This is a genomic window from Bradyrhizobium sp. USDA 336 (assembly GCF_044908355.1).
GTDB classification, from domain to species: Bacteria; Pseudomonadota; Alphaproteobacteria; order Rhizobiales; family Xanthobacteraceae; genus Bradyrhizobium; species Bradyrhizobium yuanmingense.
Genome location: NZ_JBIYDC010000002.1, coordinates 3012366 through 3038389 on the forward strand (window position 1 = coordinate 3012366; position 26024 = coordinate 3038389).

Genomic DNA, 26024 nt, shown 5'->3' on the forward strand with positions numbered 1-26024 from the left:
ATCGGGCATCGCTTTGGTTACGCACTATTTGACCGCACCCGCGACAGGCGCTTCATCAACATACCAATATTTCACGACATTGCGGGGAAGGGAAGCTTCGGCCCGAAATGTCTTCTGACTGATTGCCCAAATACTGCGCATGATGGACATGGCGGTATCGAGACAACGCCGATGGGAAGATAGCGCAAGGGTCGGGCTTGATCTCATTGCGCCCCCTCACAGCTGGGCGGCCTTTCGCCGCAATGGGCGAGAAGCAGAGTCCTTAGGCGCCGGCACCACTTCGTCGCAAGATTGCGATAGTCGCCGCAATATCGGAACGGTGCGTCCGCCGGGATCGTGGCTTACTGGGCGGGATCATCCGAGGGGATCCCGACCACCATGACAAACCAAGAGCCGTTCGCCGCCGGCGCTGCTGAGACCGAAAGCACGCGGGGCGGAGTATCGCGCCGTTCGCTCCTGCTGACTGTCGGCGGAGCGGCTTCCATGGCGGTGGTGCCCCAAGTTGCCGCGCAACCCGCATCCGAAAGCAAGCCCGCTGCATCGACGGCACGGGTTCGCCTGAACGTGAACGGAACGAGACAGGAGCTTGACTTGGATACGCGGCAATCCCTGCTCGACGTCCTGCGCGAAGATCTCGGTCTCACCGGTACGAAGAAGGGCTGCAATCAGGGCGCCTGCGGCGCTTGCACCATCCTGCTCAACGGCAGGCGGGTCGTGTCGTGTCTGACGCTGGCTGCGATGCACGACGGGGCCACAGTCGAGACGATCGAGGGTCTCGAGAAGAATGGTGAGCTTCATCCGCTCCAGAGCGCATTCGTCGAGCACGACGGCTTGCAATGCGGCTTCTGTACCCCCGGGCAGATCATGTCGGCCGTCGGCTGCATCGCCGAAGGCCATGCGGGCTCGCCGGAGGACATTCGGTTCTGGATGAGCGGCAATATCTGTCGCTGCGGGGCGTATCCCGGGATCGTCGCCGCCGTTGCCGACGCCGCCAAGAGGGTCTGACCATGCTCCCGTTCACGATCGAGAAGGTGACCTCCATCGAGGCCGCCGTCGCCGCCGCGTCCTCCGGAGGCCGCCTCATCGCCGGCGGCACGACATTGATCGATCTCATGCGCGACGAGGTGGAGCAGCCGCAGCAGCTCGTCGACATCAATGCGCTTCCGCTCTCCGGTATTCGCGTCGACCGGTCCAATCTCGTCATCGGCGCGCTCGCGCGGATGGCCGACATCGCCGCCCACTCCGATGTTCAGCGTCTTTACCCGCTGATCTCCGAGAGCCTGATCGAGGGCGCCTCACCGCAACTGCGCAACATGGCCTCGATCGGCGGCAACCTGCTCCAGCGCGTCCGCTGCCCCTACTTTCGGATGCTCGACGCATCCTGCAACAAGCGCAGCCCTGGCTCAGGTTGCGCCGCACGCGACGGCCTGAATGCCGGTCACGCCATTCTCGGCACCAGCGATCACTGCGTGGCGACGCACCCCTCGGACGTTGCGGTCGCGCTGGTCGCGCTCGACGCCACCATGCAGGTCAGGGGTCCGAAGGGCGAGCGCACTTTCCCGGTCGAGGAGCTGTTTCGCTTGCCCGGCGACACCCCCCATCTCGAACACACGCTGCTGCCGGGCGAGCTCATCGTTGAAGTGCGGATCCCCGGGGGGCCTGATAGCCGCCGGGCGCGCTACCTCAAGGTGCGCGACCGCGCGTCTTACGAATTTGCGCTGGTCTCCGCGGCAGCGGCGCTCGACGTCGTGGACGGCGTGATCCGCGGCGCGCGGCTCGCGGTTGGCGGGGTCGGCACCCGACCTTGGCGCATGCGCGCGGTGGAAGCGGCGCTGATCGGCAAGGTACCGGGCCGGCAGGTGTTTGAGGCGGCCGCCCGATCGGCGTTGGAAGGGGCCCGCCCGCTGTCCGGCAATCATTACAAACTCGAACTCCTGCCGCGGACGATCGTCCGCGCCTTCGAAATGACGGGAGGAATTGCATGACGATCAGCGTCATCGGACAGCCGCTGCCCCGCGTGGATGGCCGCGCCAAGGTCACCGGCTCCGCGCGGTACGCGGCCGATTTTAATCAGCCGGGCCAGGCCTATGCCGTGATCGTCAGCGCCACAATAGGGCTTGGACGATTGACCGGCGTAGACAGCGCGGCGGTCGAGAAGATGCCGGGCGTTCTCGCCGTTCTCTCGCATCTCAACGCGCCACGCCTGGCGTACGGCCCGCACAAGAGCTACATCGATCCGGCGACGGGCGAGCGGCTGCATGTGCTGCAGGACGATCTTGTGCGCTTCCACGGCCAGCCGGTGGCGCTCGTCGTTGCCGCGACCATCGCGCAGGCGGAGCGGGCCGCCGCGGCGCTGCGCGTCACCTACAAGGCCGAGCGGCCAATCGTCGATTCCGCGGGCCCTGAAGCTCGTCCCATCGTACCGGAGGCCGGCAAACAGCCGGACGCCCGGCTTCCCGCCGACACGACGCGCGGAAGCGCGGATAAGGCTCTGGCCGACGCGCCGGTGAAGGTCGACGAGACCTATGACATCGCGCGCGAGAACCACAATCCGATGGAGCCGCATGCGACGATCGCCAGCTGGAACGGTGACCGCCTGACGCTTTGGAGCAAGAGCCAGTTCGTCGTCAACGAGCAGGCCGAGATCGCGGCGATCTTCGGTTTGTCACCCGAGAAAGTGACGGTGATCTGCCCGTTCATCGGCGGGGCCTTCGGGACCTCGCTCAGAACGTGGCCTCATGTGACGCTCGCGGCCATGGCCGCCCGCCACGTTGGCCGCCCGGTGAAGCTCGTCCTGACGCGCAAGCAGATGTTCTTCACGACCGGACATCGGCCGCGCACGGTGCAGAGGATCGCTCTCGGCGCCACGGCGGATGGAAAGCTCATCAGCGTGGTGCACGAAGGTACGGGCGAGACCAGTCGCTACGAAGAATTCATGGAAGCCCTGACCTCGGTCACGACGTTCCTCTACTCCTCGCCCAACGTGCGGACGCGCTACCGCCTGGTCCCGCTCGATACCGGAACGCCAAACCACATGCGTGGCCCTGGCGAGGCCAGCGGCGTTTTCGCGCTCGAATGCGCCATGGACGAGTTGGCTTATAGGCTCCGCCTGGATCCGATCGATCTGCGGCGCCGGAACGAGCCGGAGATCGACGAGGGAGAAAACAAGCCCTTCTCCAGCCGATCGCTGATGAAATGCTACGATCTCGGGGCCGAACGATTCGGCTGGTCGCGCCGTACGCCCGAACCGCGCTCGATGCGCGACGGCCGCCTGCTGATCGGGATGGGAGTAGCCTCGGCAAGCTATCCGGCCTTTCACGCGCCGGCCACCGCGCGGGCGCGGCTGCTTCGCGACGGGACAGCCGAGGTCGAGATCGCGGCCAGCGACATGGGTCCGGGCACCTATACGTCGATGACGCAGGTCGCCGCCGAGACTCTCGGGCTCCCCGTCGAAAAGGTGCGCTTCAGCCTTGGCCGCTCAGATTATCCGCCTGCACCATCCCACGGCGGCTCTTGGACCATGGCCTCGGTCGGCTCCGCGATCCGCGCTGCCTGCATCGCCGTGCGGGAACAGGCCGCGAAGGACCGGAACGATCGACCGATCGAAGCCACGGCGTCGTCTCAGCGGGATCCCGAGGCTGCCGCCAGGTTCTCGATGCACTCGTTCGGCGCCGTCTTCGTCGAGGTCGCCGTCGATCCCGACGTCGGCACGATCCGCGTCCGCCGCGCGGTCGGCGCCTATGGCATCGGCCGCGTCGTCAACCCGCGTCTCGCCCGCAGCCAATGCACCGGCGGAATGGTCGGCGGCATCGGTATGGCGCTGATGGAGCGCACCGTTCTCGACGCTCGCGACGGCCGGCCGGTCAACGCTCACATGGCCGACTACCTGATGCCCGTCAACCTGGACATTCCCCAGGTCGAAGCGCACTTCGTCGAGGAGTCGGATCCGCACGTCAATGAACTCGGGGTCAAGGGTCTCGGCGAAATCGCCCTGGTCGGTATCGCCCCCGCGATCGCGAACGCCGTCTTTCATGCGACCGGCAAGCGCGTCCGCACCCTGCCGATCCGGATCGAAGACGTGCTGACCGCTTAGCGCTGTAAAGAGGGTGGCATACGCCGCTCCTGGGCATATGATTGTGCTGCATCGAAGAGGCTGACGTACCCGCCCTACTCCACCTGCAGCACGTCGACGGCAACGCTGAGCTTCTGCTTGGGCGAGCCGACGATGATGCCGTCGACCGGCGAGACGTCGGAAAAATCGCGCCCCATTGCGAGCACGATGTGATCGTTGCCGATGAGGAGATCGTTGGTCGGATCGAGATCGATCCAGCCGAGCTCCGGCCCGCACCATAACGAGACCCAGGCATGGCTGGCGTCGGCGCCTTGCAGACGCGGCTGTCCCGGCGGCGGAGCGGTGCGCAGATAACCGCTGACATAGGCCGCCGGCAGGCCAAGCCCGCGCAGCCCGGCAATCATGACATGGGCGAAGTCCTGGCAGACGCCGTGACGCTTGTCGAACACCTCGTCGAGCGGTGTCGAGATCACGGTCGCCTTCGGATCGTAGCGGAATTCGCCGCGGATCCGTCGCATCAGGTCGACGGCGCCGGTGAGGATGCCCGCGCCGGGCGGAAAGCTTATCCCCGCATAGGCGCTGACCGGGCGCAGCACCGGCACCAGGGGGCTGGCAAAGACATAGCCGACCGGCGAGGACGGCCCGAGGCTGGTGGCTTCGAACGCGACATCGCGGACGCTCTCCCAGGGCGGGCTGACCGCATCGCGGGCCGGCGGTTTGCGCGACACCGAGACGCGCGAGCGCGAGTCGATGCGCAGATTGCGATGCGCGGCTTCGATCACCACGCTCTCGGTCAGCGTGCCGAAGAAGTCGCGCCGCACATTGCGCTCGGCCGGGCGCGGATGGATCTCGACCTCGTGCGAGATCAGCTCCTGGCCGCCGCCGCTTGCGGGCTCCAGTCGCAGCGTGCAGCGGGCGAAGCTGACGGGATTCTCGTACTCGTAGGTGGTGACGTGACGGATGTCGTAGATCACGCCAGCCCCGTCAGCTTTTCCGGCCGGCTGGCATTGGGGCCGTGCGGGAAGTAGTGCTGCCCGATCGCCTCGCCGAGGCTGAGCAGATCCTGCTCCAGGGCGAACAGCGTCTTGACCTCGAGCTTCTCAGCCTCGGCGGTCGCGAGCATCGCCTGCATCGCCACCGCCAGACGCTGCGGCTTCTCGATCAGGCCATGCTCCTTCAGGCTCGGCAGCGCGGCGATGTGCTCGTTCAGCGTCGTCACCTGGAACGCCACCGAACGCGGATTGTAGCCGTCGAGCACCGCGAGGTCGCGCACCGGGGCCAGGATCGGCGCCAGCAGATAACGCGAGCGGTAGGTGATCTGGCAATCCACCAGCGTCAGCAGGATGTCGAGATCCTCGTCACCGGCCTCGTCATAGGCGAACTGGCGGGTGAAGCGCGTGGTGTTGATGGCGCGCTCGATACGGCGGCCGATGTCGAGGAAGCGCCAGCCGGCGGCGCGATTCATATTCTCCTGCGCAAGGCCTGCGAAGCTCGCCAGCTCCTGCAAGGTCAGCTCGGCGGCGCTCAGCACGCTGTCGTCGTCCTCCACCTCGATGGCGAGGCGCTCGGCCATCTCGGTGATCACCTGCCAGGCATCGGGCGACAGCCGCTCGCGCAAGGAGGTCGCCGTGCGCTGCGCCGCCCTCACCAGCGACAGGGCCGAGCCGAAACGCTCCGCGCCCTGCAGCGCTTCGGCGACGATGCGCCCCGCGGCCGTGCGTGAGGATTGCGAAACCGCGCCCCAGGCCACCAGCAGGCGCTGGATGCGTTCGGCCGATTGCACCGAGGCCGCGGTGCCCTTGTTCGGCCCGCTCGGCGAGCCCAAAGCGCGCACCAGCCGCAGCGTCGCCTCGGCGCGCTCGAGATAGCGGCCGAGCCAGAACAGATTGTCGGCGGCGCGGCTCGGCAGCACGCCGGCGATACGGCGGATGCGCACCTTGTCGATCGCGGGCAGAAGCGTCGCGGTCGCGACCTGCTTGTCGGAGACGACCCAGACGTCGGCGGCGCGCGCGCCGTCGCCCATCGACACCGCGCGCGCGTCCGGCTGCTCGGCGATGCGGCAGAAGCCGCCCGGCATGATGGCCCAGCCATCCGGCGTGGCGGCCGCGAACACGCGCAGCACGAAGGGACGCGGCGTGAGCTGCCCATGCTCCCACACCGGCATGGTCGAGAGCCGCACCACCTCCTGGCCGACATAGTCCATGCCGCGCGCGCCGATCGCCTCGATCAGGCGCTGCCGTCCGCTCGCGTCGAGCTCGCTCGCGAGCACCGGACCGCTGGAGTCGAAGCCGGGAACGCCGCGGCGATAGGCGCCTTCGATCGCGACCTCGTCGAGCCGCGCCAGCACCTCGTCGCGCGCCACGCGCTGGCCACACCACCAGGTCGCGATGTGCGGCATCTTCAGGTCTTCGCCGAGCAGGCGGCGGCTCAGCGCCGGCAGGAAGCCGAGCAGCGCCCGCGCCTCCAAAACGCCCGAGCCCGGCATGTTGGCGACGACGACGCCGTCCTTGCGCAGCACGTCGATCAGGCCGGGCACGCCGAGCCGCGAGGAGGCATCGAGCTCGAGCGGATCGAGCGAGTTGGAATCGACCCGGCGCAACAGCACATCCAGCCGCTTCAGGCCGGCGACGGTGCGGATGTGGACGCGATTGTCGCTGACCGCGAGATCGTCGCCCTCGACCAGCAGGAATCCGAGATAGCGCGCCAGCGTCGCGTGCTCGAAATAGGTCTCGCTGAAGCTGCCGGGGGTGAGCACGCCGATCCTGGGCTCGTCGCGATCGGCGCGCGCGCGAAGGGAGTCGCGGAACGCTTCGAAAAACGGCGCGACGCGCGGCACGTTCATCGACTTGTAGAGATCGGAGAAGGCGCGCGACAGCACCAGGCGGTTCTCCAGCGCGTAGCCCGCACCCGATGGCGCCTGGGTGCGGTCGCCGAGCACCCACCAGCGGCCGTCGGGCCCGCGGCCAACATCGGCGGCATAGATCGAGAGATAGCGTCCGCCGGGCGGCGGCACGCCGCAGACGGGACGGAGATATTCGGGACTGCCGGCGATCGCCGCGGCCGGGAGCGCGCCTTCGGCCACGAGGCGCCCCTCGCCATAGATGTCGCGCAGCACGCGCTCGAGCAGCTCGGCACGCTGGGTGATGCCGGCGCAAAGCTGCTGCCAGTCGGCCTCGTCGATCAAAAGCGGCAGATGGCTGATCGACCAGGGCCGGTCGGCGCTATCGCCGGGCGCGCGGTAGGTGACGCCGGCCTCGCGGAGATGGCGATCGGCCATGCCGAAGCGGCGCTCGATCTCGTCGGGCGCCAGCGCGCCGAAGGCGTCGAAGAAGCGGCTCCAGACCGCGCGCGGCGCACCGTCGGGCCCCAGGAACTCGTCGGGGATGCCGGGCAGGCGGCTATAGTCGCGGACCCACTGCGCAATCCGCTGCTGGGCATTTGCCCTGCCCGCCTGGTCGTTGTCTTCGGCTGCGCCCTCGCCCATGGGCCTTTCCCTCCCCCACCATCATACTCATTGCAGGAGCGGGGTCCGCAAGTCGAGGGTCAGCGGAAATTCATTTGTGCGTTCCTCGGGCGGCGGCTGCATCGGACCCGGGGTGTGACCGTGGTCCTGGAAGCGCGCCAGCCGCCGGGCCTCGGCCTCGTAGGTATTGACCGGCTTGGTGTCGTAGTTGCGCCCGCCGGGATGGGCGACGTGGTAGACGCAGCCGCCGAGCGAGCGGCCGTTCCAGGTATCGATCAGGTCAAAGGTCAGCGGCGCGTGCACGGGGATGGTCGGGTGCAGGCCGGAGGCCGGCTGCCAGGCCTTGAAGCGGACGGCGGCCACAGCCTCGCCGGAGCGGCCGGTCGGGGTCATCGGCAGGCGGCGGCCGTTGCAGGTGACGACATGGCGGCCCTCGACGAAGCCTTCGGCCTTGACCTGGAGCCGCTCGACCGAGCTATCGACATAGCGCACGGTGCCGCCGGCCGAGCCCTCCTCGCCGAGCACGTGCCAAGGCTCGAGCGCTTGCCGCAGCTCCAGCGTCACTCCGCCATGATGGATGCGGCCGAAAGCGGGGAAGCGGAATTCGAGCTGGGCCAGATACCATTCCGGCTCGAACGGATAGCCCGATTGCTTGAGCTCACCGAGCACGTCGAGAAAATCTTCCCAGATGAAATGCGGCAGCATGAAGCGATCGTGCAGCGCGGTGCCCCAGCGCACGAACTTGCCGCTCAGCGGCTCGCGCCAGAACTTTGCGATCAGCGCGCGGATCAGGAGCTGCTGCGCGAGCGACATGCGCGGATCCGGCGGCATTTCGAGCGCGCGGAATTCGACGAGGCCGAGCCGGCCCGTGGGCCCTTCCGGTGAATAGAGCTTGTCGATGCAGATCTCGGCACGGTGGGTATTGCCGGTGATGTCGACCAGAAGGTGCCGGAACAGCCGGTCCACCAGCCACAGCGGCGTCTGCGTGCCCGGCGGCGGCACGTGCGAGAGCGCGATCTCGAGCTCGTAGATGCTGTCGTGCCGGGCTTCGTCGATGCGCGGCGCCTGGCTGGTCGGACCGATGAAAAGCCCGGAGAAGAAATAGGACAGCGCCGGATGGCGCTGCCAATACAGCACCAGGCTCTTCAGAAGATCGGGCCGGCGCAGGAACGGCGAGTCTTGCGGTGAGGAGCCGCCGATCACGACGTGATTGCCGCCACCGGTGCCGGTGTGACGGCCGTCGACCAGGAAACGGTTGGCGCCGAGGCGCACCTTCGCCGCATCCTCATAGAGACCGGTCGTGATCTCGACCGCATCGCGCCAGTTCTTCGCCGGCTGGATGTTGATCTCGATGACACCGGGGTCGGGCGTCACCTTGATCACCTCGATGCGCGGGTCGAACGGCGGCGGGTAGCCCTCGACATGGACCTGGAGCTGCATCTCCTCCGCGGTGGCTTCGAGCGCGGCGACCAGTTCGAGATAGTCCTCGATGCGCTCGACCGGCGGCATGAAGGCGCAGAGCACGCCGTCGCGGACTTCGACCGACATCGCGGTGCGAACCGGGACGGAGGTGTTGAGATGCTCGGGCGCGGCCCGCGGCGGGGATTCCGGCCGCGCCGCGAGCGTGAACACCGGCAGCTTGTCCCGCGCCTCCATCGGGTCCTGCTCGACGATGTAGGGATATTGGTTGGGCGGGACGTAACCGAGCGAGCCGATCGGCAGGCGCAAACCGAGCGGCGAATCGCCCGGCATCAGGAACAGATGATTGCGCCGGAGTTGCCATCGCTCGCTGCGCCAACGCGGCGGCGCGTTCCAGCGCTGCACCGGCAGCACGAAGCCGCGCGGTGTGTTGAGGCCCTCGTCGAACACGCGCGCCATCCGCGCGCGGGCTTCCGGATCGGATAGTTTGGAATCGGAGGGATCGACGTTGACGGGAAGCTCCGCCTCCTTCTGGAGCCAGTACGCGGTGTCCTCATAAGCCGGCATGATGTAGCCGGCATCGAGGCCGAGCCGGGCCGCGGTGCCTTCCATGAAGGTCTCGGCGTCCTTCACCTCGGCGCGACGCGGGTTTTCGACCTTGGCGATGAGGTCGGCATTCTTCCAGATCGGCACGCCGTCCTTGCGCCAATAGAGGCCGAAGGCCCAGCGCGGCAGGCTCTCGCCCGGATACCATTTGCCCTGGCCGTAATGCAGCAGCCCGCCCGGCGCGAAGCGCGTGCGCAGCCGGCGGATCAGATCGTCGCCGAGGGCGCGCTTGGTCGGGCCGACCGCTTCCGTGTTCCACTCGCCGGCCTCGAGATCGTCGACCGAGACGAAGGTCGGCTCGCCGCCCATGGTGAGGCGCACGTCATGGGCGGCGAGATCGCCGTCGACCTGCTCGCCGAGATCGTTGAGGCGCGCCCAGGATTCGTCGGAGAACGGCTTTGTGATGCGCGGCGCCTCGCGGATGCGCCTCACGCTCATGTCGAAGGAGAACTCGACCTCGGCAAAGCCGGCCCCGCCGGAGATCGGCGCCGCGGATCGATAGTGCGGCGTGGCTGCGACGGGGATGTGCCCTTCGCCTGCGAGCATGCCCGAGGTCGCGTCGAATCCGATCCAGCCGGCACCCGGCAGATAGACCTCGGCCCAGGCGTGCAGATCGGTAAAGTCGTTCTCGACTTCCGGCGGTCCCTCGATCGGATCGATGTCGGGACGGATCTGGACCAGATAGCCCGAGACGAAGCGGGCGGCGAGCCCGAGATGGCGGAAGGTCTGGATCAGGAGCCAGGCGGAGTCGCGGCATGAGCCCGCGCCTGAGGCAAGCGTCTCCTCCGGCGTCTGCACGCCCGGCTCCATGCGGATGATGTAGCGAACCTTCTTCTGGATCTCGCGATTAAGGTCGACCAGGAAGTTGACGGTGTTGGGGGCCTCGTGCGGGATCGAATCGAGGAACCTGGCGAACAGACGGTCGGGCTTGATGGTCTCGAGATAAGGCGCAAGCTCCGTCTTCAGATCCTTGGGGTATTCGAACGGAAAGCTGTCGGCATAGGGCTCGACGAAGAAGTCGAACGGGTTGACCACGGTCATCTGCGCCGTGAAGTCGACCTCGAATTTCAGTTCGGTGGTCTTCTCCGGAAAGACATAGCGCGCCAGCCAGTTGCCCTGCGGGTCCTGCTGCCAGTTCACGAAATGATTGGAGGGCGTGACCTTGAGCGAATAGCTCAGGATCGGCGTGCGCGTATGCGGGGCCGGCCGCAGCCGGATGGTCTGCGGGCCGAGGTCGATCGGGCGGTCGTATTTGTAGTGCGTGACGTGGTGTAGCGCGACGTAGATCGACAAGGGATGCGGTGCTCCAGCAGCATTTTTGAGCAGAACACCGGAGGTCAATGCGATCAAGCACTAACAACGGGCAGACCGTGCCTAAGGCACGGGCGAGTGGTGAGTGGCGAATTGCGGCCACTCCCTACTCGCCATTCGCCTCTCTCACATCGTCGCGCCCAGCACCCAGGGCGCGAACTCGGCGCCGCCGAAATCGAAGCTCTCGCTCTTGGTCGGCTGGCCCGAGGCGGTCTTGAGGATGAGATCGAAGATGCGCTGACCGCATTGTTCGACGCTCTCCTCGCCTTCCAGGATGGTGCCGCAATTGACGTCCATGTCCTCTTCCATGCGCTTGTACATGGGCGTGTTGGTGGCGAGCTTGATCGACGGCGCCGGCTTGCAGCCGAACACGCTGCCGCGGCCCGTGGTGAAGCAGACGAGGTTGGCGCCGCCGGCGACCTGTCCGGTGGCGGCCACCGGATCGTAGCCGGGCGTGTCCATGAACACGAACCCCTTCTTGGTGACGGGCTCGGCATAGCGCAGCACCTCGACGAGATTGGTGGTGCCGGCCTTCGCCATCGCGCCGAGGGACTTTTCCAAAATGGTGGTGAGGCCGCCGGCCTTGTTGCCGGGGCTCGGATTGGCGTTCATCTCGGCGCCTTCGCGCGTGGTATATTCGTCCCACCAGCGCATCAGATCGACCAGCTTCTCGCCGACCTCGCGGCTGACGGCGCGGCGGGTGAGCAGGTGCTCGGCGCCGTAGGTCTCCGGCGTCTCCGACAGGATCACGGTGCCGCCGTGGCGTACGATGAGGTCGCTGGCCGCCCCCAGCGCGGGATTGGCGGAAACGCCGGAATAGCCGTCCGAGCCGCCGCATTGCAGCGCCACGGTGAGCTCGCTCGCCGGCACCGTCTCGCGCTGGACCTTGTCGGCGTCAGTCAGCGCCTCGCGCACGAAGGCGATGCCGGCTTCGACCGTCTTGCGGGTGCCGCCGACCTCCTGGATGTCCATCGCGCGCAGTCGTCCGGCAAGCTTCTGCTCTTCCATGAGGCCGCCGATCTGGTTCACCTCGCAGCCGAGGCCGAGCACGATGACGTGGGAGAAGTTGACGTGCCGCGCATAGCCGCCGAGCGTGCGGCGGAGCAGCGCCAGCGGCTCGTTCTGCGTCATGCCGCAGCCGGTCTTGTGGGTCAGCGCGACGACGCCGTCGACGTTGGGGAAGTCGGCGAGCGGATTGTCGCCGGTGAAGGGATTCTTCTTGAAGACGTCGGCGACGAGGCTCGCGACATGCGCGCTGCAATTCACCGAGGTGAGGATGCCGATATAGTTGCGCGTGGCGACGCGGCCGTCCGGACGGCGGATGCCCTCGAAGGTCGCCGGCAGGTCGAAATTCGGCGTCGGCTTGACGTCGACGCAATAGGCATAGTCCTTGGCGAAATCACCCATGCCGCAATTCTGCACGTGCACGTGCTGGCCCGGCGCGATGGCTTGCGTGGCAAAGCCGATGATCTGGCCGTACCGCCTGATCGGCTCGCCTTCGGCGATCGGCTTGATCGCGACCTTGTGGCCGGAGGGGATGCGATCGACCGTGGTCACGCCGTCGGCGACCAATGTTCCCGGCGGCAGGCTCGCGCGCGCGATCACCACACCATCATCGGGATGCAGGCGGATGACGGGGCTGATGGTCATGGAAGTCTCCTTCGGAGGCGAGTAGCGAATAGCGAATGGCGAGTGGAAATGGGAGCAGCCCTATTCGCTACTCCCATTCGCCATGCGCGGGTTTTTTACGCCTTGCCGCCCGAATCCTTGCGGGTCGCGTTCACCTGCATCTTGGCGTAGGTGGTCATCAGGCCGACTTCGTTGGACAGCGTCACCAGCTTGAAGCCCATGTTGATCGCGCGCGCTGCGCCCTCGGCGCCGCTGCAATGAATGCCCGGGTTGAGGCCGCGCTTGCTGCATTCCTTGATGATCTTCTCGTAGATCGCGAGGATCTCGGGCTCGCTGCGGTCGAGCTTGGGCTCGAGGCCGTAGGAGAAGCCGAGATCGGACGGGCCGATATAGACGCCGTCGATGCCTTCGACGTCGAGGATCGCTTCCATGTTCTCGACGGCGGTCCGCGTCTCCATCATCGGCAGCAGCACGATCTCGTCGTTGGCCGTCTTCTGATAGGAGCCCGCGGTGCCGTACATGCCGGCGCGGATCGGACCGTTGGAGCGCACGCCCTTGGGTGGATATTTCGAATAGGAGACCAGGTTCCGGGCTTCCTGCGGCGTGTTGACCATCGGGCAGATCACGCCATAGGCGCCGCCGTCGAGCACCTTGCCGATGATGCCAGGCTCGTTCCAGGGCACGCGGACCATCGGGGTGACCGGATGCTTGTCCATGGCCTGGAAGCACTGCACCATCGAGAGATAGTCCTGCACGCCATGCTGCATGTCGACCGTGACGCTGTCGAAGCCGCATTGCGCGACCATCTCGGCCGAGAAGCCGGAGGGAATGGCAAGCCAGGCGTTGACGACCGCCTTGCCCGACTTCCAGATCTCTTTGACTTTGTTCGCCACGTTGCCTTTCCTTCCCTGTTGCTCTCACTCGCCGCGGATCGGTTGGGCCGCACTTTGAGCGAAAAAAAGCGTGAATGTCCATGGCTCTCGCCGCGCACGCACGCATATCTGGTTTCACTCCCCGGCTATTGTCTCGTCCGCGCCGCCGAGCCCGGCAAGGCTCCGTTCGAGCTCGCCGAGCATCTCCTGCAATTCGGCGAGCTTGCGGGCGCCGAAGCGCCGCGTGATCTCGGCATAGATCGCCTCCGACGTCGGCGCGACCGAGGCCATCAGCTTCAGCCCCTCCTTCGAGATCGAGACCATGCTGCGGCGCTGGTCGGCCTTCGCCGTCTTGCGCTCGATCAGGTTGCGCGCCTCGAGGTCGCGCAGGATGCGCGACAGGCTCGGCCCGAGCAGGAACGCGGTGCGCGCGAGTTCCGTGACCTCGACCGCCTCGATCGCCGCCAGCGCGCGCAGGATGCGCCATTGCTGCTCGGTCAGGCCGTGCTCGCGTAGCGAGGGACGAAACTGCCGCATCACCGCTTCCCGTGCCCGCAGCAGCGACATCGGCAGCGAGCGCGAGAAATCGCGCATCGGCACCTGGCGCGCGGCAGGCGGGTGACCGTTGGCGGGATCGGCAGATTTCTTGGTCATGACGCCCCTTCAAGCCGCAAAACGTTTGCAGTGCAGCAAGCCGAATTTGTGTTTGACGCATTCACTTAACATGTTAAGTATCTCCGCGGCACCACGATTTGTAAGATCACAAATGGCGCTTTCCAACGACGATATCCAAGCTTGCGCGAGGCGTCTGCACCAGGCGGAGAAGACGCGCACGCAAATCCGGCAGCTCTCGCACGACTTCCCGGACATCAGCATCTCGGATGCGTATGCGATTCAGAAGGCCTGGGTCGACGTCAAGATCGCCGAGGGGCGCGTGGTCAAAGGCCACAAGATCGGCCTCACTTCGAAAGCGATGCAGAGCGCGCTTGGCATCGACGAGCCGGATTCCGGCGTGCTGCTCGACGACATGTTCTTCGCTGATGGCGGCCTCGTTCCGACCGAGCGCTTCATCGCGACGCGCGTCGAGGCCGAGCTCGCCTTCGTCATGAGCAAGCGCCTTTCAGGGCCCGACTGCACGCTGTTCGACGTGCTCAACGCCACCGACTTCGTGGTGCCGGCGCTGGAGATTTTGGATACGCGGATCGAGCGCGTCGATCCCAAGACCAAGGCGACGCGAAAGATCTTCGACACCATCGCCGACAATGCGGCGAATGCCGGCATCGTGCTCGGCGGGCGGCCGATCCGCCCGCTGGATGCTGACCTGCGCTGGATCGGAGCGCTCTGCTTCAAGAACGGCCAGCTGGAAGAGACCGGCCTTGCCGCCGGCGTGCTCAATCATCCCGCGACTGCCGTCGCCTGGCTCGCCAACAAGATCGCCCCGCTTGGGCTGGCGCTCGAGCCCGGCCAGGTCGTGCTCGCCGGCTCGTTCATCCGTCCGATTGAGACCCGCAAGGGCGACACAATCCAGGCCGATTATGGCGCCTACGGCTCGGTGAGCTGCTACTTCGCCTAGGCGGAAGAAGACAGGGAGTGAAACCGCGATGCCGCATTTCACCATCGAGTATTCGGCCAATCTCGACGGCCGTCTCGACATCGCCGCGGTGTGCGAGGTCGTGCGCAAGGCAGCTAGCGAGACCGGTATCTTCCCGCTCGGCGGCATCCGCGTTCGTGCCATCCGCTGCGAGCACTATGCGATTGCGGACGCGCGGCAGGACTACGGATTCCTGGACATGGTGCTGCGCATCGGCGAGGGCCGCGACCTGCCTACCCGCCAGAAGGCCGGCGAGCACGTCTTCCAGGCGCTCTCAAGACATCTCGATCCCGTCTTCGCCGCCAGCAAGTTCGCCCTGTCGTTCGACATGCAGATCAACGACAAGGACACCAGCTGGAAGCGCAACAACATTCACGACGCCCTGAAAGCGGAGGCCGCTCATGGATAAGCCCACGCCGAAAGCCGATCTGTTCCAGGCCAACCGTGACCGCCTCGCGCCGCTTTTGAAAACTCTGCGCGCGGACGGCATCGGCCACATGATCGACGGCAAGACCGTCGCCTCGATCTCGGGCGAGACGTTCGAGACCAGGTCGCCGGTCGATGGCGCCGTGCTCGCCAGCGTCGCGCGGGGCAATGCCGAGGACATCGACGCGGCAGCGACTGCGGCTGCACTCGCGTTCAAGTCGTGGCGCGACATGGGCCCGCCGATGCGGAAGAAGCTGCTGCATCGGGTGGCCGATGCGATCGAGGACAATGCCGAGGACATCGCGGTGCTCGAATGCATCGATACCGGGCAGGCCTATCGCTTCATGGCAAAGGCCGCGATCCGCGCCGCCGAGAATTTCCGTTTCTTCGCCGACAAATGCAGCGAGGCGCGCGACGGCCTTAACACGCCGAGCGAGGAGCATTGGAACGTCTCGACGCGGGTGCCGATCGGCCCGGTCGGCGTGATCACGCCATGGAATACGCCGTTCATGCTCTCGACCTGGAAGATCGCGCCAGCGCTGGCGGCCGGCTGCACCGTCGTGCACAAGCCGGCCGAATGGTCGCCGGTGACCGCTTCCATTCTGGGAAGGCTCGTGAAGGAAGCCGGCGTCCCCGACGGCGTGCTCAACACCGTGCACGGCTTTGGCGAGGAAGCGGGCAAGGCGCTGACCGAGCATCCCGCCATCAAGGCAATCGGCTTCGTCGGCGAGAGCGCGACCGGCTCGGCCATCATGATGCAGGGCGCGCCGACCTTGAAGCGCGTGCATTTCGAGCTTGGCGGCAAGAACCCGGTGATCGTGTTTGACGACGCCGATCTCGACCGCGCGCTCGATGCCGTCGTGTTCATGATCTACTCGCTCAATGGCGAGCGCTGCACCTCTTCGAGTCGGCTGCTGATCCAGCAGAGCATCGCGAAAGAATTCGTGGAGAAGCTGACCGCGCGGGTGAAGGCGCTCAAGGTGGGCCATCCCCTCGATCCCGCCACCGAGATCGGCCCGCTGATCCACGAGCGGCATCTGGCAAAGGTCTGCTCCTATTTCGACGTGGCGCGCCAGGACGGTGCCACCATTGCGGTCGGCGGCAAGGCCTGCGACGGCCCCGGCGGCGGGCATTATGTCGAGCCGACGCTGGTGACCGGTGCGCACGGCAAGATGCGGGTCGCGCAGGAGGAGGTGTTCGGGCCGTTCCTGACCGTACTGCCCTTCCGAGACGAGGTGGACGCGATCGAGATCGCCAACGACATCCGTTACGGCCTGACCGGCTATGTCTGGACCAATGACATGGGACGCGCACTGCGTGTTGCCGATGCGCTCGAGGCCGGCATGATCTGGCTGAACTCGGAGAATGTCCGCCATCTGCCGACGCCGTTCGGCGGCATGAAGGCTTCAGGCATCGGCCGCGACGGCGGCGATTATTCGTTCGACTTCTACATGGAAACCAAGCACGTCTCGCTAGCGCGGGGCACGCACAAGATTCAGAAGCTGGGAATTTAGCGGCGGTGTCATTCCGGGGCGGCTCGAAGAGCCTAACCCGGATCCATCGAGCAGCAGAGTTGGTGGATGAATGGATTCCGGGTTCGTGCTTCGTAAGCCCCGGAATGACGAAGCCGAGAAGGGGAAACGCACATGCCGGTACCGCAACATGTCTTCGAACCGCCGTTCAACATCATCCGCTCCAGCCACGTCGTGCTCGACGTCACCGACCTGAAGCTGAGCCGCGAGTTCTACGAGACCATTGTCGGCCTGCATGTCGAGGACGCCGACGAAGAGGCCGTCTACCTGCGCGCGGCCGAGGAGCACCAGCATCACTCGCTGGTGCTGCGCAAGGCCGCGGTGCCGGCTTGCGCCCGGCTCGGCTTCAAGGTCGGCAACGACAAAGATCTCGACAAGGCCGCCACGTTCCTGTCCGAGAACGGCCTCGCCTACGCCTTCGTCGACCAGCCGTTCCAGGGCCGCACGCTGCAATTCACCGATCCCTTCGGCTTTAGAATCGAGCTCTACGCGGCGATGGAGCGGCGGCCGCATCTCCTGCGCCGCTACGACCTCTACCGGGGCTGCCACCCGCAGCGGCTGGATCACTTCAACGTCTTCGCGGCCGAAGTGCAGGACACGATGGAATTCTACGCCCGGCTCGGTTTTCGCCTCACCGAATATGCCGAGGAGGACGGGCCGAACGGGCGCATCGCCGCGGCCTGGATGCATCGCAAGGGCAATGTCCACGATTTTGCGATCACCAACGGCAAGGGGCCGCGCCTCCATCACTTCGCCTACTGGACGCCGACGGCGATGAACATCATCCATCTCTGCGACGTCATGGCTTCGCAAGGTTTTGTGAAGAACATCGAGCGCGGGCCGGGACGCCATGGCATCTCGAACGCGTTCTTCCTCTATGTGCGCGATCCCGACGGACACCGCCTCGAGCTCTACACCAGCGACTATTTCACCGGAGATCACGACCACGAGCCGCTGCGCTGGTCGCTGCGCGATCCGCGCCGCCAGACGCTGTGGGGCGCCCCGGCGCCGCGGTCCTGGTTCGAGCAGGGCTCGCCGTTCACGGGCCAAGCCGTGCGCGAGCCGAAATTCGTGGCCGATGTGCTGGTGGCGGACTGATGAAGCTGCCTCGTCTCGCCACCTATTCCGTCAAGGGTGAAACCAAGTACGGCGCCGTTCTGGAAGGCGGCATCGTCGATCTCTCCGCGCGCTATGCCCAGACCTATCCGACGCTGCGCGAGGTGATCGCGTCCGGAAAGCTCGTGAGCCTTGCAGAGGAAGCCGCTGGTCGCACGCCGGTTCACGCACTCAGCGAGATCACCTGGTTGCCGCCGGTCCCGGCACCGGAGAAGATCATCTGCATCGGCGTCAACTATCCTGATCGTAACGCCGAGTACAAGGACGGCCAGGAGGCGCCGAAATATCCCAGCATGTTCATGCGCTCGCCCCGCTCCTTCGTCGGCCACGACACGCCGCTGGTGCGCCCGCGCGCCTCGGCGCAGCTCGACTATGAGGGCGAGATCGTGCTGGTGATCGGCAAGCAAGGCCGGCACATTCCCGAAAGCGCCGCGCTCGATCACATCGCCGCGCTGACGCTCTGCAACGAGGGCTCGGTGCGTGACTGGCTGCGCCACGCCAAGTTCAACGTGACGCAGGGCAAGAACTTCGATTCCAGCGGCAGCCTCGGCCCGTGGCTGGTGCCCTACACGCGGGAATCGCAGATCGCGGACGTCAGGCTCACCACGCATGTCAACGGCGAGCTCAGGCAGGACGATCGCACCAGCCGGCTGATGTTTCCGTTCCGCTATCTCCTGAACTATATCTCGACCTTCGCAACCCTGGTCCCCGGCGATATCATCGTCACGGGCACGCCGACCGGCGCCGGTGCGCGGTTCGATCCGCCGCGCTATCTGAAGCCTGGCGATGTCGTCGAGGTCGAGGCCGAGGGGATCGGGCGCTTGCGCAACGGCGTGATCGACGAAGCCTGAACAACAAGCGAAATGGAATAACCAAATGACCAGCCTCTCCGGCGGCGAAGCGATCGTAAGCGGGCTTGTCGCCCACGGCGTCGACACCGTGTTCGGCCTGCCCGGCGCGCAGGTCTACGGCCTGTTCGACGCGTTCCACCAGGCCCAGCTCAAGGTGATCGGCGCGCGGCACGAGCAGGCCTGCGGCTACATGGCATTCGGCTATGCGCGCTCCAGCGGCCGGCCCGGCGTGTTCAGCGTGGTACCCGGCCCGGGCGTGCTCAATGCCAGCGCCGCGCTGCTCACCGCGTTCGGCTGCAACGAGCCGGTGCTGTGCGTCACCGGCCAGGTGCCGACTTCGTTCCTGGGCAAGGGTCGCGGCCATCTGCATGAGATGCCGGACCAACTCGCGACCTTGCGCACCTATGTGAAATGGGCCGAGCGCATCGAATATCCCGGCGATGCGCCGACGATCGTCGCGCGCGCTTTCCAGGAGATGATGTCGGGACGGCGCGGCCCCGCGTCGGTCGAGATGCCCTGGGACGTCTTCACCCAGCGTGCCGACGCGGCGCCTGCGAAGGTGCTGGAGCCTCTGCCGGCGCCGCAGCCTGATCCTGATATGATCAAGCAGGCCGCCGCGCTCATCAGGACCAGCAAGGCGCCGATGATCTTCGTCGGCAGCGGCGCGATCGAAGCGGGTGAGGAAATCCTCGAGCTCGCCGAGATGATCGATGCGCCCGTGGTCGCCTTCCGCAGCGGCCGCGGCATCGTCTCCAATGCGCACGAGCTCGGGCTCACTATGGCCGCGGCCTACAGGCTGTGGCCGAATACCGATCTCATGATCGGCATCGGCACACGGCTTGAGCTGCCGACCATGTCGCGCTGGCCGTATCGGCCCACTGGCCTGAAGAGCATCCGCATCGACATCGATCCGGTCGAGATGCGGCGGTTCTCGTCGGACACCGCGATCGTCGCCGATGCCAAGACCGCGACCCGCGATCTCGCCGCCGCCGTTCGCAGGGCCGGCTACAGCAAGACTTCCGGACGGCGCGGCACGATCCGCGAGGCCACCGCGGCCGCGCAAGCCGAGATCCAGCGGGTTCAGCCGCAGATGGCCTATCTCAACATCCTGCGCGAGGTACTGCCGGCAGATGCGATCGTCACCGACGAACTGTCGCAGGTCGGCTTCGCCTCCTGGTACGGCTTTCCAATCTACCAGCCGCGCACCTTCATCACCTCGGGCTACCAGGGCACGCTCGGCTCGGGTTTCCCGACCGCGCTCGGCGCCAAGGTCGCCAATCCCGACAAGCCGGTCGTCGCCATCACCGGGGACGGCGGCTTCATGTTCGGCGTGCAGGAGCTTGCCACCGCCGTGCAGTTCAACATCGGCGTGGTGACGCTGGTGTTCAACAACAACGCCTACGGCAATGTCCGCCGCGACCAACGCCAGCATTTCGATGGCCGAGTGGTGGCGTCCGACCTCGTCAATCCGGATTTCGTCAAGCTCGCGGAATCCTTTGGCGTGACTGCTGCGCGCGTCACCGCGCCGGAGCAATTCAAGGCGGCGATGGAGAAGGCGCTCGGCCACGGCGGGCCGGTGCTGATTTCCGTCGAGGTGCCCCGGGATTCCGAAGTCAGCCCGTGGGCCTTCATTCACCCGCCGAAGCCTTGAGGCGAAATGGCTTTAGGTTGAATCGATTGTCGCGGCTTGTTCACCTCTCCCGCTTGCGGGAGAGGTCGCGCCGAAGGCGCGGGTGAGGGCTTTCTCCTCTTGGGGATTGTCCCATTGCGGAAGCACCCTCTCCCCAACCCTCTCCCGCAAGCGGGAGAGGGAGCGTACCTCCGTCGTTGCGCGATCAAGCCTAATTCATCGCGCTTTAGACGCGCCCTGCAGCCGCGCGGCTGCAATCACCAGCAGACCGGCGCCCGCGACCGACCAGCAGGCGACCGGCGCCCAGTGCAGCAGCGGCGCGTATTCCGGCATCTTCTGCAGGCCGCCGGCAACCGCGGCCATCCGCGCGAAGGTGCCGAGGGCGAGCGCGGAGAAGACGAGGCCCGTGACCTTGCCTTCCGCGCCGGTCGAGCCGATCGCGAGCGCAGCCGAGACCGCGCTCATCAGCATGCAGCCCCAGGCAGCTCCGGCGAGAAATTGCGCGGCGATCAGCGTGTTGAGATTGCCGGCGAATTCGGCCGCCGCAATCGCCACCGCACCGAACAGGCCGGCGGCGCCCATCACGACGAGGCCGCCGCGATGCTTGACGATCAGGCTTGCCGGAAACATCGCGATGTTGAAGCCGATCCAAAACACCGGCATCAGCCATTGCAGGTCGCCGGGAGCTGCAAAGCGCAGATAGAACGGCGCGCTGTTCATGGCAAAGTGCAGCTGGTAGCCGAGTGCGAGCGTGATCATCGCGACGATGAAGGCGATTGGGACGAGACCGAGCGGCTTTGCCGCTTCGTCCGGTGTGGGCGGCACGGTCTCGCGCGCCACGTCATGCTCGATCCTGGATAGCCCGAGCGCGGTCAGAAGCAGCACCACGCTGGAGATCACGAACGGCAACCGCGCATCGTGCTCGCGCAGCACCACGCCGAGATAGGGGGAGACCGCGCCGGCGATGCCGTAGCCGAGCATGGCGAGCGCTGCGAGGAACGGCACCTGCGGCTTGGCGCGGTATTTGCCGAGCAAGGTCAGCGGCGGCGCGCGCAGCGCCGAGGAGGTGATCGACCAGATCACGATCAGCGCGATGAACCAGCCCTGCGCCGCCGCGCCGGCTCCGGCAACGAAGGGCAGCGCGACGAAGGCGCCGCAGGAGATCGCGGTCACGAGGGCGACGAACAGGCCGAGCCTGCCGACATGGGGCGCGAGCTTGTCGGCGGCTACTCCCATCGCGGTATCGGCAATGGTGAAGATCGCCTGATCCAGCATCAGGATGAGGATCACGGTGGACGGCGCGATGCCGACATCGGCGGCGAGCTTTGGCAGGTAGACGACGTAGGTGGTCCAGCCCAGCGTGAACACCAATTGCAGCACCCCGAGATACAGCCCCGTGCGGTTCGCCGTGCCCGTGCCGGCCGAGCTCTGTGTGGTCGTCATGTCGCCGCCTCCCCGCCCCAAGCTTAGACGAGCGAGGGCTGCGAGGAAACGCGTCAGCGCGTCCTGCGGAAGGTCAGGTTGATCCGCTTCCGGCCGAGCAGCGGATGCTCGCCGTCGGCGAGCGGCGCCACGCCGTGATAGGCGAGCCTGCTGGCCCCGCCCCAGACCACGACGTCGCCATGGACGAGCCGGAAGCGGCGCGGCTTGTCATTGCGCGCGAGGCCGCCGAACAGGAAGGTCGCGGGCAGCCCGAGCGAGACCGAGACGATCGGCGCGGAATAGTCCAGCTCGTCCTTGTCCTGATGCAGCGACAGCCTCGTGCCCGGCTCGTAGCGGTTGACGAGGCAGGCATCGGGGGCAAAGCCTTCAAAGCCGCCCTGCTCCGCGGCGCGGCGGGCGAGATCGGCGAACAGCGGCGGCATCGCCGGCCATGGCGCACCGGTGCGCGGATCGATGGGATCGTAGCGATAGCCGGTGTGATCGGTGATCCAGCCCCGCTCGCCGCAATTGGTCATCGCCACCGACATCAGGTGGCCGCCCGGCGTCGTCATCCGCCGGAACGGCGACTGCGCCACGATGGCGCGGACCGCGTCGATCAGCCCGCTCTCGATCGGCTTGACGAAGCCGCGCAGCAGCACGGCACCGTCGGCGATCTTTTCGCGCGATGGCTGCGCCTCGGCGAGGCTGTCGAACAGATCACCCGTCAATCGCAGCGCTCATTTGGCATCGTGGAAGATCACACCCAGCGTGTGGCGCCGGCCGGATCTGATCCGGCTGACGCCGTGGCGCAGATTAACGCGGTAGGTGCCGCGTGTCCCCTGCACCGGACGATGATGCACAGCGAAGGCGACCGCATCGCCCTGTGCCAGCGGCACCACCTCGGCCCGCGACTGCATGCGCGGACGCTGCTCGGTCAGCACGAACTCGCCGCCGCTGAAATCGCGTCCGGGGTCGGACAGCAGGATCGCGACCTGGAGCGGGAACACGTGCTCGCCATAGAGGTCCTGGTGCAGGCAATTGTAGTCGCCAGCCTCATATTGCAGCAGCAGGGGCGTCGGCCGCGTCTGCCCGGCGTCGTGGCAGCGCTTCAGGAACGCCGCATGTGTGCCGGGATAGCGGATGTCGATCCCCATCGCCTCATTCCAGCGATTGGCGACGGCTTGCAGGTGCGCGTAGAGCGCGGGGCGGAGCTGCGCGATCAGTTCGGGCAACGGATAGGCGAAGTACTTGTACTCGCCGCGGCCAAAGCCGTGGCGGCCCATCACGATGCGGCTGCGGAAGTGCGCATCGTCCGGGTAGAGCGCGGCAATGGCGCCGCATTGGGCAGGCGTCAGCAGGTTCTTCAGCACGGCGCAGCCTTGGGAGTCGAGCTCGGCGGTGATTTGGGGCCAGTCGAGGGCGTCGACGTGGCCGGCGAGGTCGGCTGTTTCATCGAGAGCGGAAACGAGTTTCGCGATGGCCATGGCGATGATCCTATCCATCCGTCATTCCGGGGCGCGATGCAGTCGCGAGCCCGGAATCCATAACCACGATCGGGAGTATGGATTCCGGGCTCGCGCCCAAGTGGGCGCGCCCCGGAATGACGGGAGCGGGTGTCGCAGATCCCGGGCGCCACAACCACCCGATTTCCGATGATCGTCTCCCCGTCATTGCGAGGAGCCCTTGCGACGAAGCAATCCAGACTGGTTCCGCGGAGAGAGCCTGGATTGCTTCGCTTCGCTCGCAATGACGCGGAGAGGGATCAGCCCCTCACCGGCAGTTTCGTAGGGTGGGCAAAGGCGCTCTTGCGCCGTGCCCACGTCTTCGCAATACGTGGGCACGCTTCGCTTTGCCCACCCTACGGGGCCGTCGCTTGTGGAGCGAGTTACCCCCGCACCGGCAGCGTCACCACGTCGTAGCCGTGCCGGATCGTCCGCTTCAGCACGGGATCTTCCAGCTCGAAATCGAACCGATCTGCGGGGCGGATGCCGCCCTTGGCGGCGAAGGTGCCGCCGAACATGGCGCAGCCGTCGGGGAACTTGCTACCGTCAAAGCCGCGCGCGATGAGGTCGGCGACCGGCAGCATCGCGTCCAGCGTGCCCTCTTGGTAGAGCACGCGCTCGCCCTTGATGGTGGCGTAGGAGCGCAGGATCATCTTGTCCCAATGGCCGATGACGTCCTCGAGCTGCCACAGCGCCGAGGCGATCGGCTTGTCGCACATCTGCTTGGAGACCGTGACGCTGTAGGCCTCGACCTTGCGGTCGGTGTGATCCGAGCCGCAGCCGACGAAGATGCGGCCCTGCCAGCCGATCAGCACGAACTCGACCTCGCCGCTAGAATCGCCGCCGGTGCATTCGATGCTGTCCTCCTGGGTCAGCCGCCGCGCCGAGGCGCGGTAGTAGATCGGCGTCGAGGCCGGGCGGGCGATGCCCATCTCCTCCAGCTCGGCGATGTGCTTGTCGCGCGCGACCGTGTCGCGGCCGGTCCAGCCGGCGATGACCAGCTGGTCGATCGCCAGCGTTAGGGGCGTGGTGGTGTCCTGGGCATCGACGGTGAAAGTGAGATCAAACACGAATGACGGCCTCCATGCCGGCAGCAAGCTCGAAGATACGGCGGTCCGAGCCGCCTGCGCCCGCCAGCATCAGGCCGACGGGAATGTCGCCCTCGCGATGACAGGGCAGCGAGATGGCGCAACCGTCGATCAGGTTGATCAGGCTGCAATTGCGCAAGGCGCGGATGTTCTCGCGGGTGAACGCCTGATCGTCGGCGAGGTCGGCGATCTTCGGCGGTGTGTTGGGCGTGGTCGGCAGCACCAGCGCATCATAGGGCGCGATGCGCGCATTGACGCGCGCGATCAGCGAGCGGCGTTCGTTGAGCAGGTCGATGTAGTCGGCCGCGCTCTGCGCCTCGCCGCGCATGATGCGCACCGCGACCCTGGGATCGTAGACGTCGCCCTTGGCCGTGATGAGATAGCGGTGCCAGGCATAGCTCTCGGAGGCCGCAAAACCGCCCTTGGCGTTCATCGGGCCGACGTCATGGAACTCCGCCATCTCGATACGCTCGACGATGGCGCCGTGATCGGACAGCGTCTTCAGCGCGCGCTCGAAGGTCTTGGCCACCTCGGCGTCGAGGTCATCGAGCGCGATCGTGGTGGGCACCGCAAGGCGCATGCCCTGGATCGGCCGCGGCCTCAAGGCGACGATCGGCTCATTGGCGAGCACGGCATCGAGTATGGCACAGCAGCTGACCGATCGTGCGAGCGGTCCGATGCTGTCGAGCGAGAATGAAAGCGGCACCGAGCCGTCGAGCGGCACGCGGCGCTGCGTCGGCTTGTAGCCGACGATGCCGTTGAAGGCGGCCGGAATCCGGCAGGAGCCGCCGGTGTCGGTGCCGAGCGCGCCATGCGCCATGCCGTCGAGCACGGACACCGCCGCGCCGGCGGACGAGCCGCCGGGCACGTGGCCTTCGGACCGGTTCCAAGCTCCCTTCGGCGTGCCATAATGCGGATTGATGCCGATGCCGGAATACGCGAACTCGGTCATGTTGGTGCGACCGATCACGACGAAGCCGGCCTTTCGCAGCCGCGCCACCGTCGCGGCATCGTGCTCGGCCGGGGCTGAGTCATCCAGCGCGCGCGAGCCGGCGCGCGTCACCTGGCCCTTGATGTCGAACAGATCCTTGATCGAGATCGGGATGCCGGCATAGCGCGACGGCGCCGCCTTGGCCTTGCGCAAGGCATCCATCGCATCGGCGGCGGCGAGCGCGGCGTCCTTGTCGACATGGATGAAGGCGCGCTGGCCCTCGCCCGCGGGGTCGGCGATCCTGGCGAGGCAGGCCTCGACCAATTTGCGGGAGGTGGTGCGGCCGCTTTCGAGATCTTCGGCGAGCTGCGCCAGTGTCGGAAAATCGGGCATGTCTGTCTCACGGAATATTTCGCGCGCAATCTATAGCGCTGGCTCAGCTCGACACAAGCATTGTGCGCATGATGGCATGCATGCGCATTGCTGGACCGTTGACGCGCCATGGTCGATTGTCGCATCAAGTTCGAAACCGGCGGGCGCGAGGCCTGTCGCTCGGGAGTCTC

General features: G+C 66.5%; 21 protein-coding genes. 9 read left to right on the forward strand and 12 right to left on the reverse strand.

The annotated features are described in order from the left end of the window. Positions 1 to 24 precede the first annotated feature (24 nt). The gene (locus tag ABIA45_RS15025) at positions 25 to 150 is read right to left on the reverse strand and encodes a hypothetical protein (RefSeq protein WP_271545299.1); all 126 of its coding nucleotides are present in this window, start codon (positions 148 to 150) and stop codon (positions 25 to 27) included. Positions 151 to 378: 228 nt separating this feature from the next. Here ABIA45_RS15025 and ABIA45_RS15030 point away from each other — a divergent pair, with 228 nt between their 5' ends. The 3 genes from ABIA45_RS15030 to ABIA45_RS15040 are packed head-to-tail and all read left to right on the forward strand — an operon-like array spanning position 379 to position 4093. Further along, positions 379 to 1005: a (2Fe-2S)-binding protein gene (locus ABIA45_RS15030; protein WP_404542494.1), complete on the forward strand. Its 627-nt coding sequence runs from the start codon at positions 379 to 381 to the stop codon at positions 1003 to 1005. Positions 1006 to 1007: 2 nt separating this feature from the next. Continuing rightward, complete coding sequence (locus ABIA45_RS15035) at positions 1008 to 1985, forward strand: FAD binding domain-containing protein (RefSeq protein ID WP_404542496.1); 978 nt, start codon at positions 1008 to 1010, stop codon at positions 1983 to 1985. Further along, positions 1982 to 4093 (forward strand): xanthine dehydrogenase family protein molybdopterin-binding subunit, encoded by a 2112-nt coding sequence (locus tag ABIA45_RS15040; RefSeq protein ID WP_404652607.1) that lies wholly within the window; start codon positions 1982 to 1984, stop codon positions 4091 to 4093. The genes ABIA45_RS15035 and ABIA45_RS15040 overlap by 4 nt, the downstream gene beginning before the upstream one ends. Positions 4094 to 4167: 74 nt before the next feature. Here ABIA45_RS15040 and ABIA45_RS15045 read toward each other — a convergent pair whose 3' ends face one another. From ABIA45_RS15045 to hpaR, 6 genes are all read right to left on the reverse strand, one after another. Then, positions 4168 to 5046: a transglutaminase family protein gene (locus tag ABIA45_RS15045; protein WP_271545303.1), complete on the reverse strand. Its 879-nt coding sequence runs from the start codon at positions 5044 to 5046 to the stop codon at positions 4168 to 4170. Then, the gene (locus ABIA45_RS15050) at positions 5043 to 7556 is read right to left on the reverse strand and encodes a circularly permuted type 2 ATP-grasp protein (protein ID WP_271545304.1); all 2514 of its coding nucleotides are present in this window, start codon (positions 7554 to 7556) and stop codon (positions 5043 to 5045) included. The genes ABIA45_RS15045 and ABIA45_RS15050 overlap by 4 nt, the downstream gene beginning before the upstream one ends. A gap of 27 nt (positions 7557 to 7583) precedes the next feature. Continuing rightward, a complete protein-coding gene (locus tag ABIA45_RS15055) occupies positions 7584 to 10853 on the reverse strand; it encodes a DUF2126 domain-containing protein (protein ID WP_404652610.1) in 3270 nt (1089 codons plus the stop codon). Positions 10854 to 10997: 144 nt separating this feature from the next. Next, positions 10998 to 12521, reverse strand: a complete 1524-nt coding sequence (locus ABIA45_RS15060) for a UxaA family hydrolase (RefSeq protein ID WP_404652611.1) — start codon at positions 12519 to 12521, stop codon at positions 10998 to 11000. Between the two features lie 95 nt (positions 12522 to 12616). Beyond that, positions 12617 to 13393 carry an HpcH/HpaI aldolase/citrate lyase family protein gene (locus ABIA45_RS15065; RefSeq protein ID WP_404652613.1) on the reverse strand — a complete coding sequence of 259 codons (777 nt, stop codon included), beginning with the start codon at positions 13391 to 13393 and terminating at the stop codon, positions 12617 to 12619. A gap of 114 nt (positions 13394 to 13507) precedes the next feature. Next, positions 13508 to 14026, reverse strand: coding sequence for a homoprotocatechuate degradation operon regulator HpaR (gene hpaR / locus ABIA45_RS15070; RefSeq protein ID WP_225149904.1), 519 nt, complete (start codon positions 14024 to 14026; stop codon positions 13508 to 13510). 112 nt (positions 14027 to 14138) lie between these two features. Between hpaR and hpaH the strand changes: the two genes are divergently transcribed. The 6 genes from hpaH (at position 14139) to ABIA45_RS15100 (ending at position 20539) form a co-directional block, all read left to right on the forward strand. Beyond that, entirely contained in the window at positions 14139 to 14945 is an 807-nt protein-coding gene (gene hpaH / locus ABIA45_RS15075) for a 2-oxo-hept-4-ene-1,7-dioate hydratase (RefSeq protein ID WP_271545308.1), read from the forward strand. A gap of 28 nt (positions 14946 to 14973) precedes the next feature. Next, positions 14974 to 15372 (forward strand): 5-carboxymethyl-2-hydroxymuconate Delta-isomerase, encoded by a 399-nt coding sequence (locus tag ABIA45_RS15080; protein ID WP_404542509.1) that lies wholly within the window; start codon positions 14974 to 14976, stop codon positions 15370 to 15372. Then, positions 15365 to 16903 carry a 5-carboxymethyl-2-hydroxymuconate semialdehyde dehydrogenase gene (gene hpaE / locus ABIA45_RS15085; protein WP_404652615.1) on the forward strand — a complete coding sequence of 513 codons (1539 nt, stop codon included), beginning with the start codon at positions 15365 to 15367 and terminating at the stop codon, positions 16901 to 16903. The genes ABIA45_RS15080 and hpaE overlap by 8 nt, the downstream gene beginning before the upstream one ends. A 132-nt stretch (positions 16904 to 17035) precedes the next feature. Next, entirely contained in the window at positions 17036 to 18019 is a 984-nt protein-coding gene (gene hpaD, locus ABIA45_RS15090; protein WP_157281281.1) for a 3,4-dihydroxyphenylacetate 2,3-dioxygenase, read from the forward strand. Then, positions 18019 to 18888: a fumarylacetoacetate hydrolase family protein gene (locus tag ABIA45_RS15095; RefSeq protein ID WP_157281278.1), complete on the forward strand. Its 870-nt coding sequence runs from the start codon at positions 18019 to 18021 to the stop codon at positions 18886 to 18888. The genes hpaD and ABIA45_RS15095 overlap by 1 nt, the downstream gene beginning before the upstream one ends. A gap of 25 nt (positions 18889 to 18913) precedes the next feature. Further along, positions 18914 to 20539, forward strand: coding sequence for a thiamine pyrophosphate-dependent enzyme (locus tag ABIA45_RS15100; RefSeq protein WP_271545311.1), 1626 nt, complete (start codon positions 18914 to 18916; stop codon positions 20537 to 20539). Positions 20540 to 20734: 195 nt separating this feature from the next. Here the strand turns inward: ABIA45_RS15100 and ABIA45_RS15105 are convergent, their stop codons facing one another. The 5 genes from ABIA45_RS15105 to ABIA45_RS15125 all read right to left on the reverse strand — a co-directional run bounded on the left by ABIA45_RS15105 (position 20735) and on the right by ABIA45_RS15125 (position 25854). Beyond that, complete coding sequence (locus ABIA45_RS15105; protein ID WP_404652617.1) at positions 20735 to 21961, reverse strand: MFS transporter; 1227 nt, start codon at positions 21959 to 21961, stop codon at positions 20735 to 20737. 53 nt (positions 21962 to 22014) lie between these two features. Beyond that, positions 22015 to 22668: a DNA oxidative demethylase AlkB gene (gene alkB, locus ABIA45_RS15110; RefSeq protein ID WP_404542515.1), complete on the reverse strand. Its 654-nt coding sequence runs from the start codon at positions 22666 to 22668 to the stop codon at positions 22015 to 22017. A 9-nt stretch (positions 22669 to 22677) separates the two neighbouring features. Beyond that, on the reverse strand, positions 22678 to 23424 hold the full coding sequence (locus tag ABIA45_RS15115; RefSeq protein WP_404542517.1) for a 2OG-Fe(II) oxygenase: 747 nt from the start codon (positions 23422 to 23424) through the stop codon (positions 22678 to 22680). A gap of 401 nt (positions 23425 to 23825) precedes the next feature. Continuing rightward, the gene (locus tag ABIA45_RS15120; RefSeq protein WP_404542519.1) at positions 23826 to 24512 is read right to left on the reverse strand and encodes a DUF2848 domain-containing protein; all 687 of its coding nucleotides are present in this window, start codon (positions 24510 to 24512) and stop codon (positions 23826 to 23828) included. Next, positions 24505 to 25854, reverse strand: a complete 1350-nt coding sequence (locus ABIA45_RS15125) for an amidase (RefSeq protein ID WP_404542522.1) — start codon at positions 25852 to 25854, stop codon at positions 24505 to 24507. The genes ABIA45_RS15120 and ABIA45_RS15125 overlap by 8 nt, the downstream gene beginning before the upstream one ends. Positions 25855 to 26024: the final 170 nt, after the last annotated feature.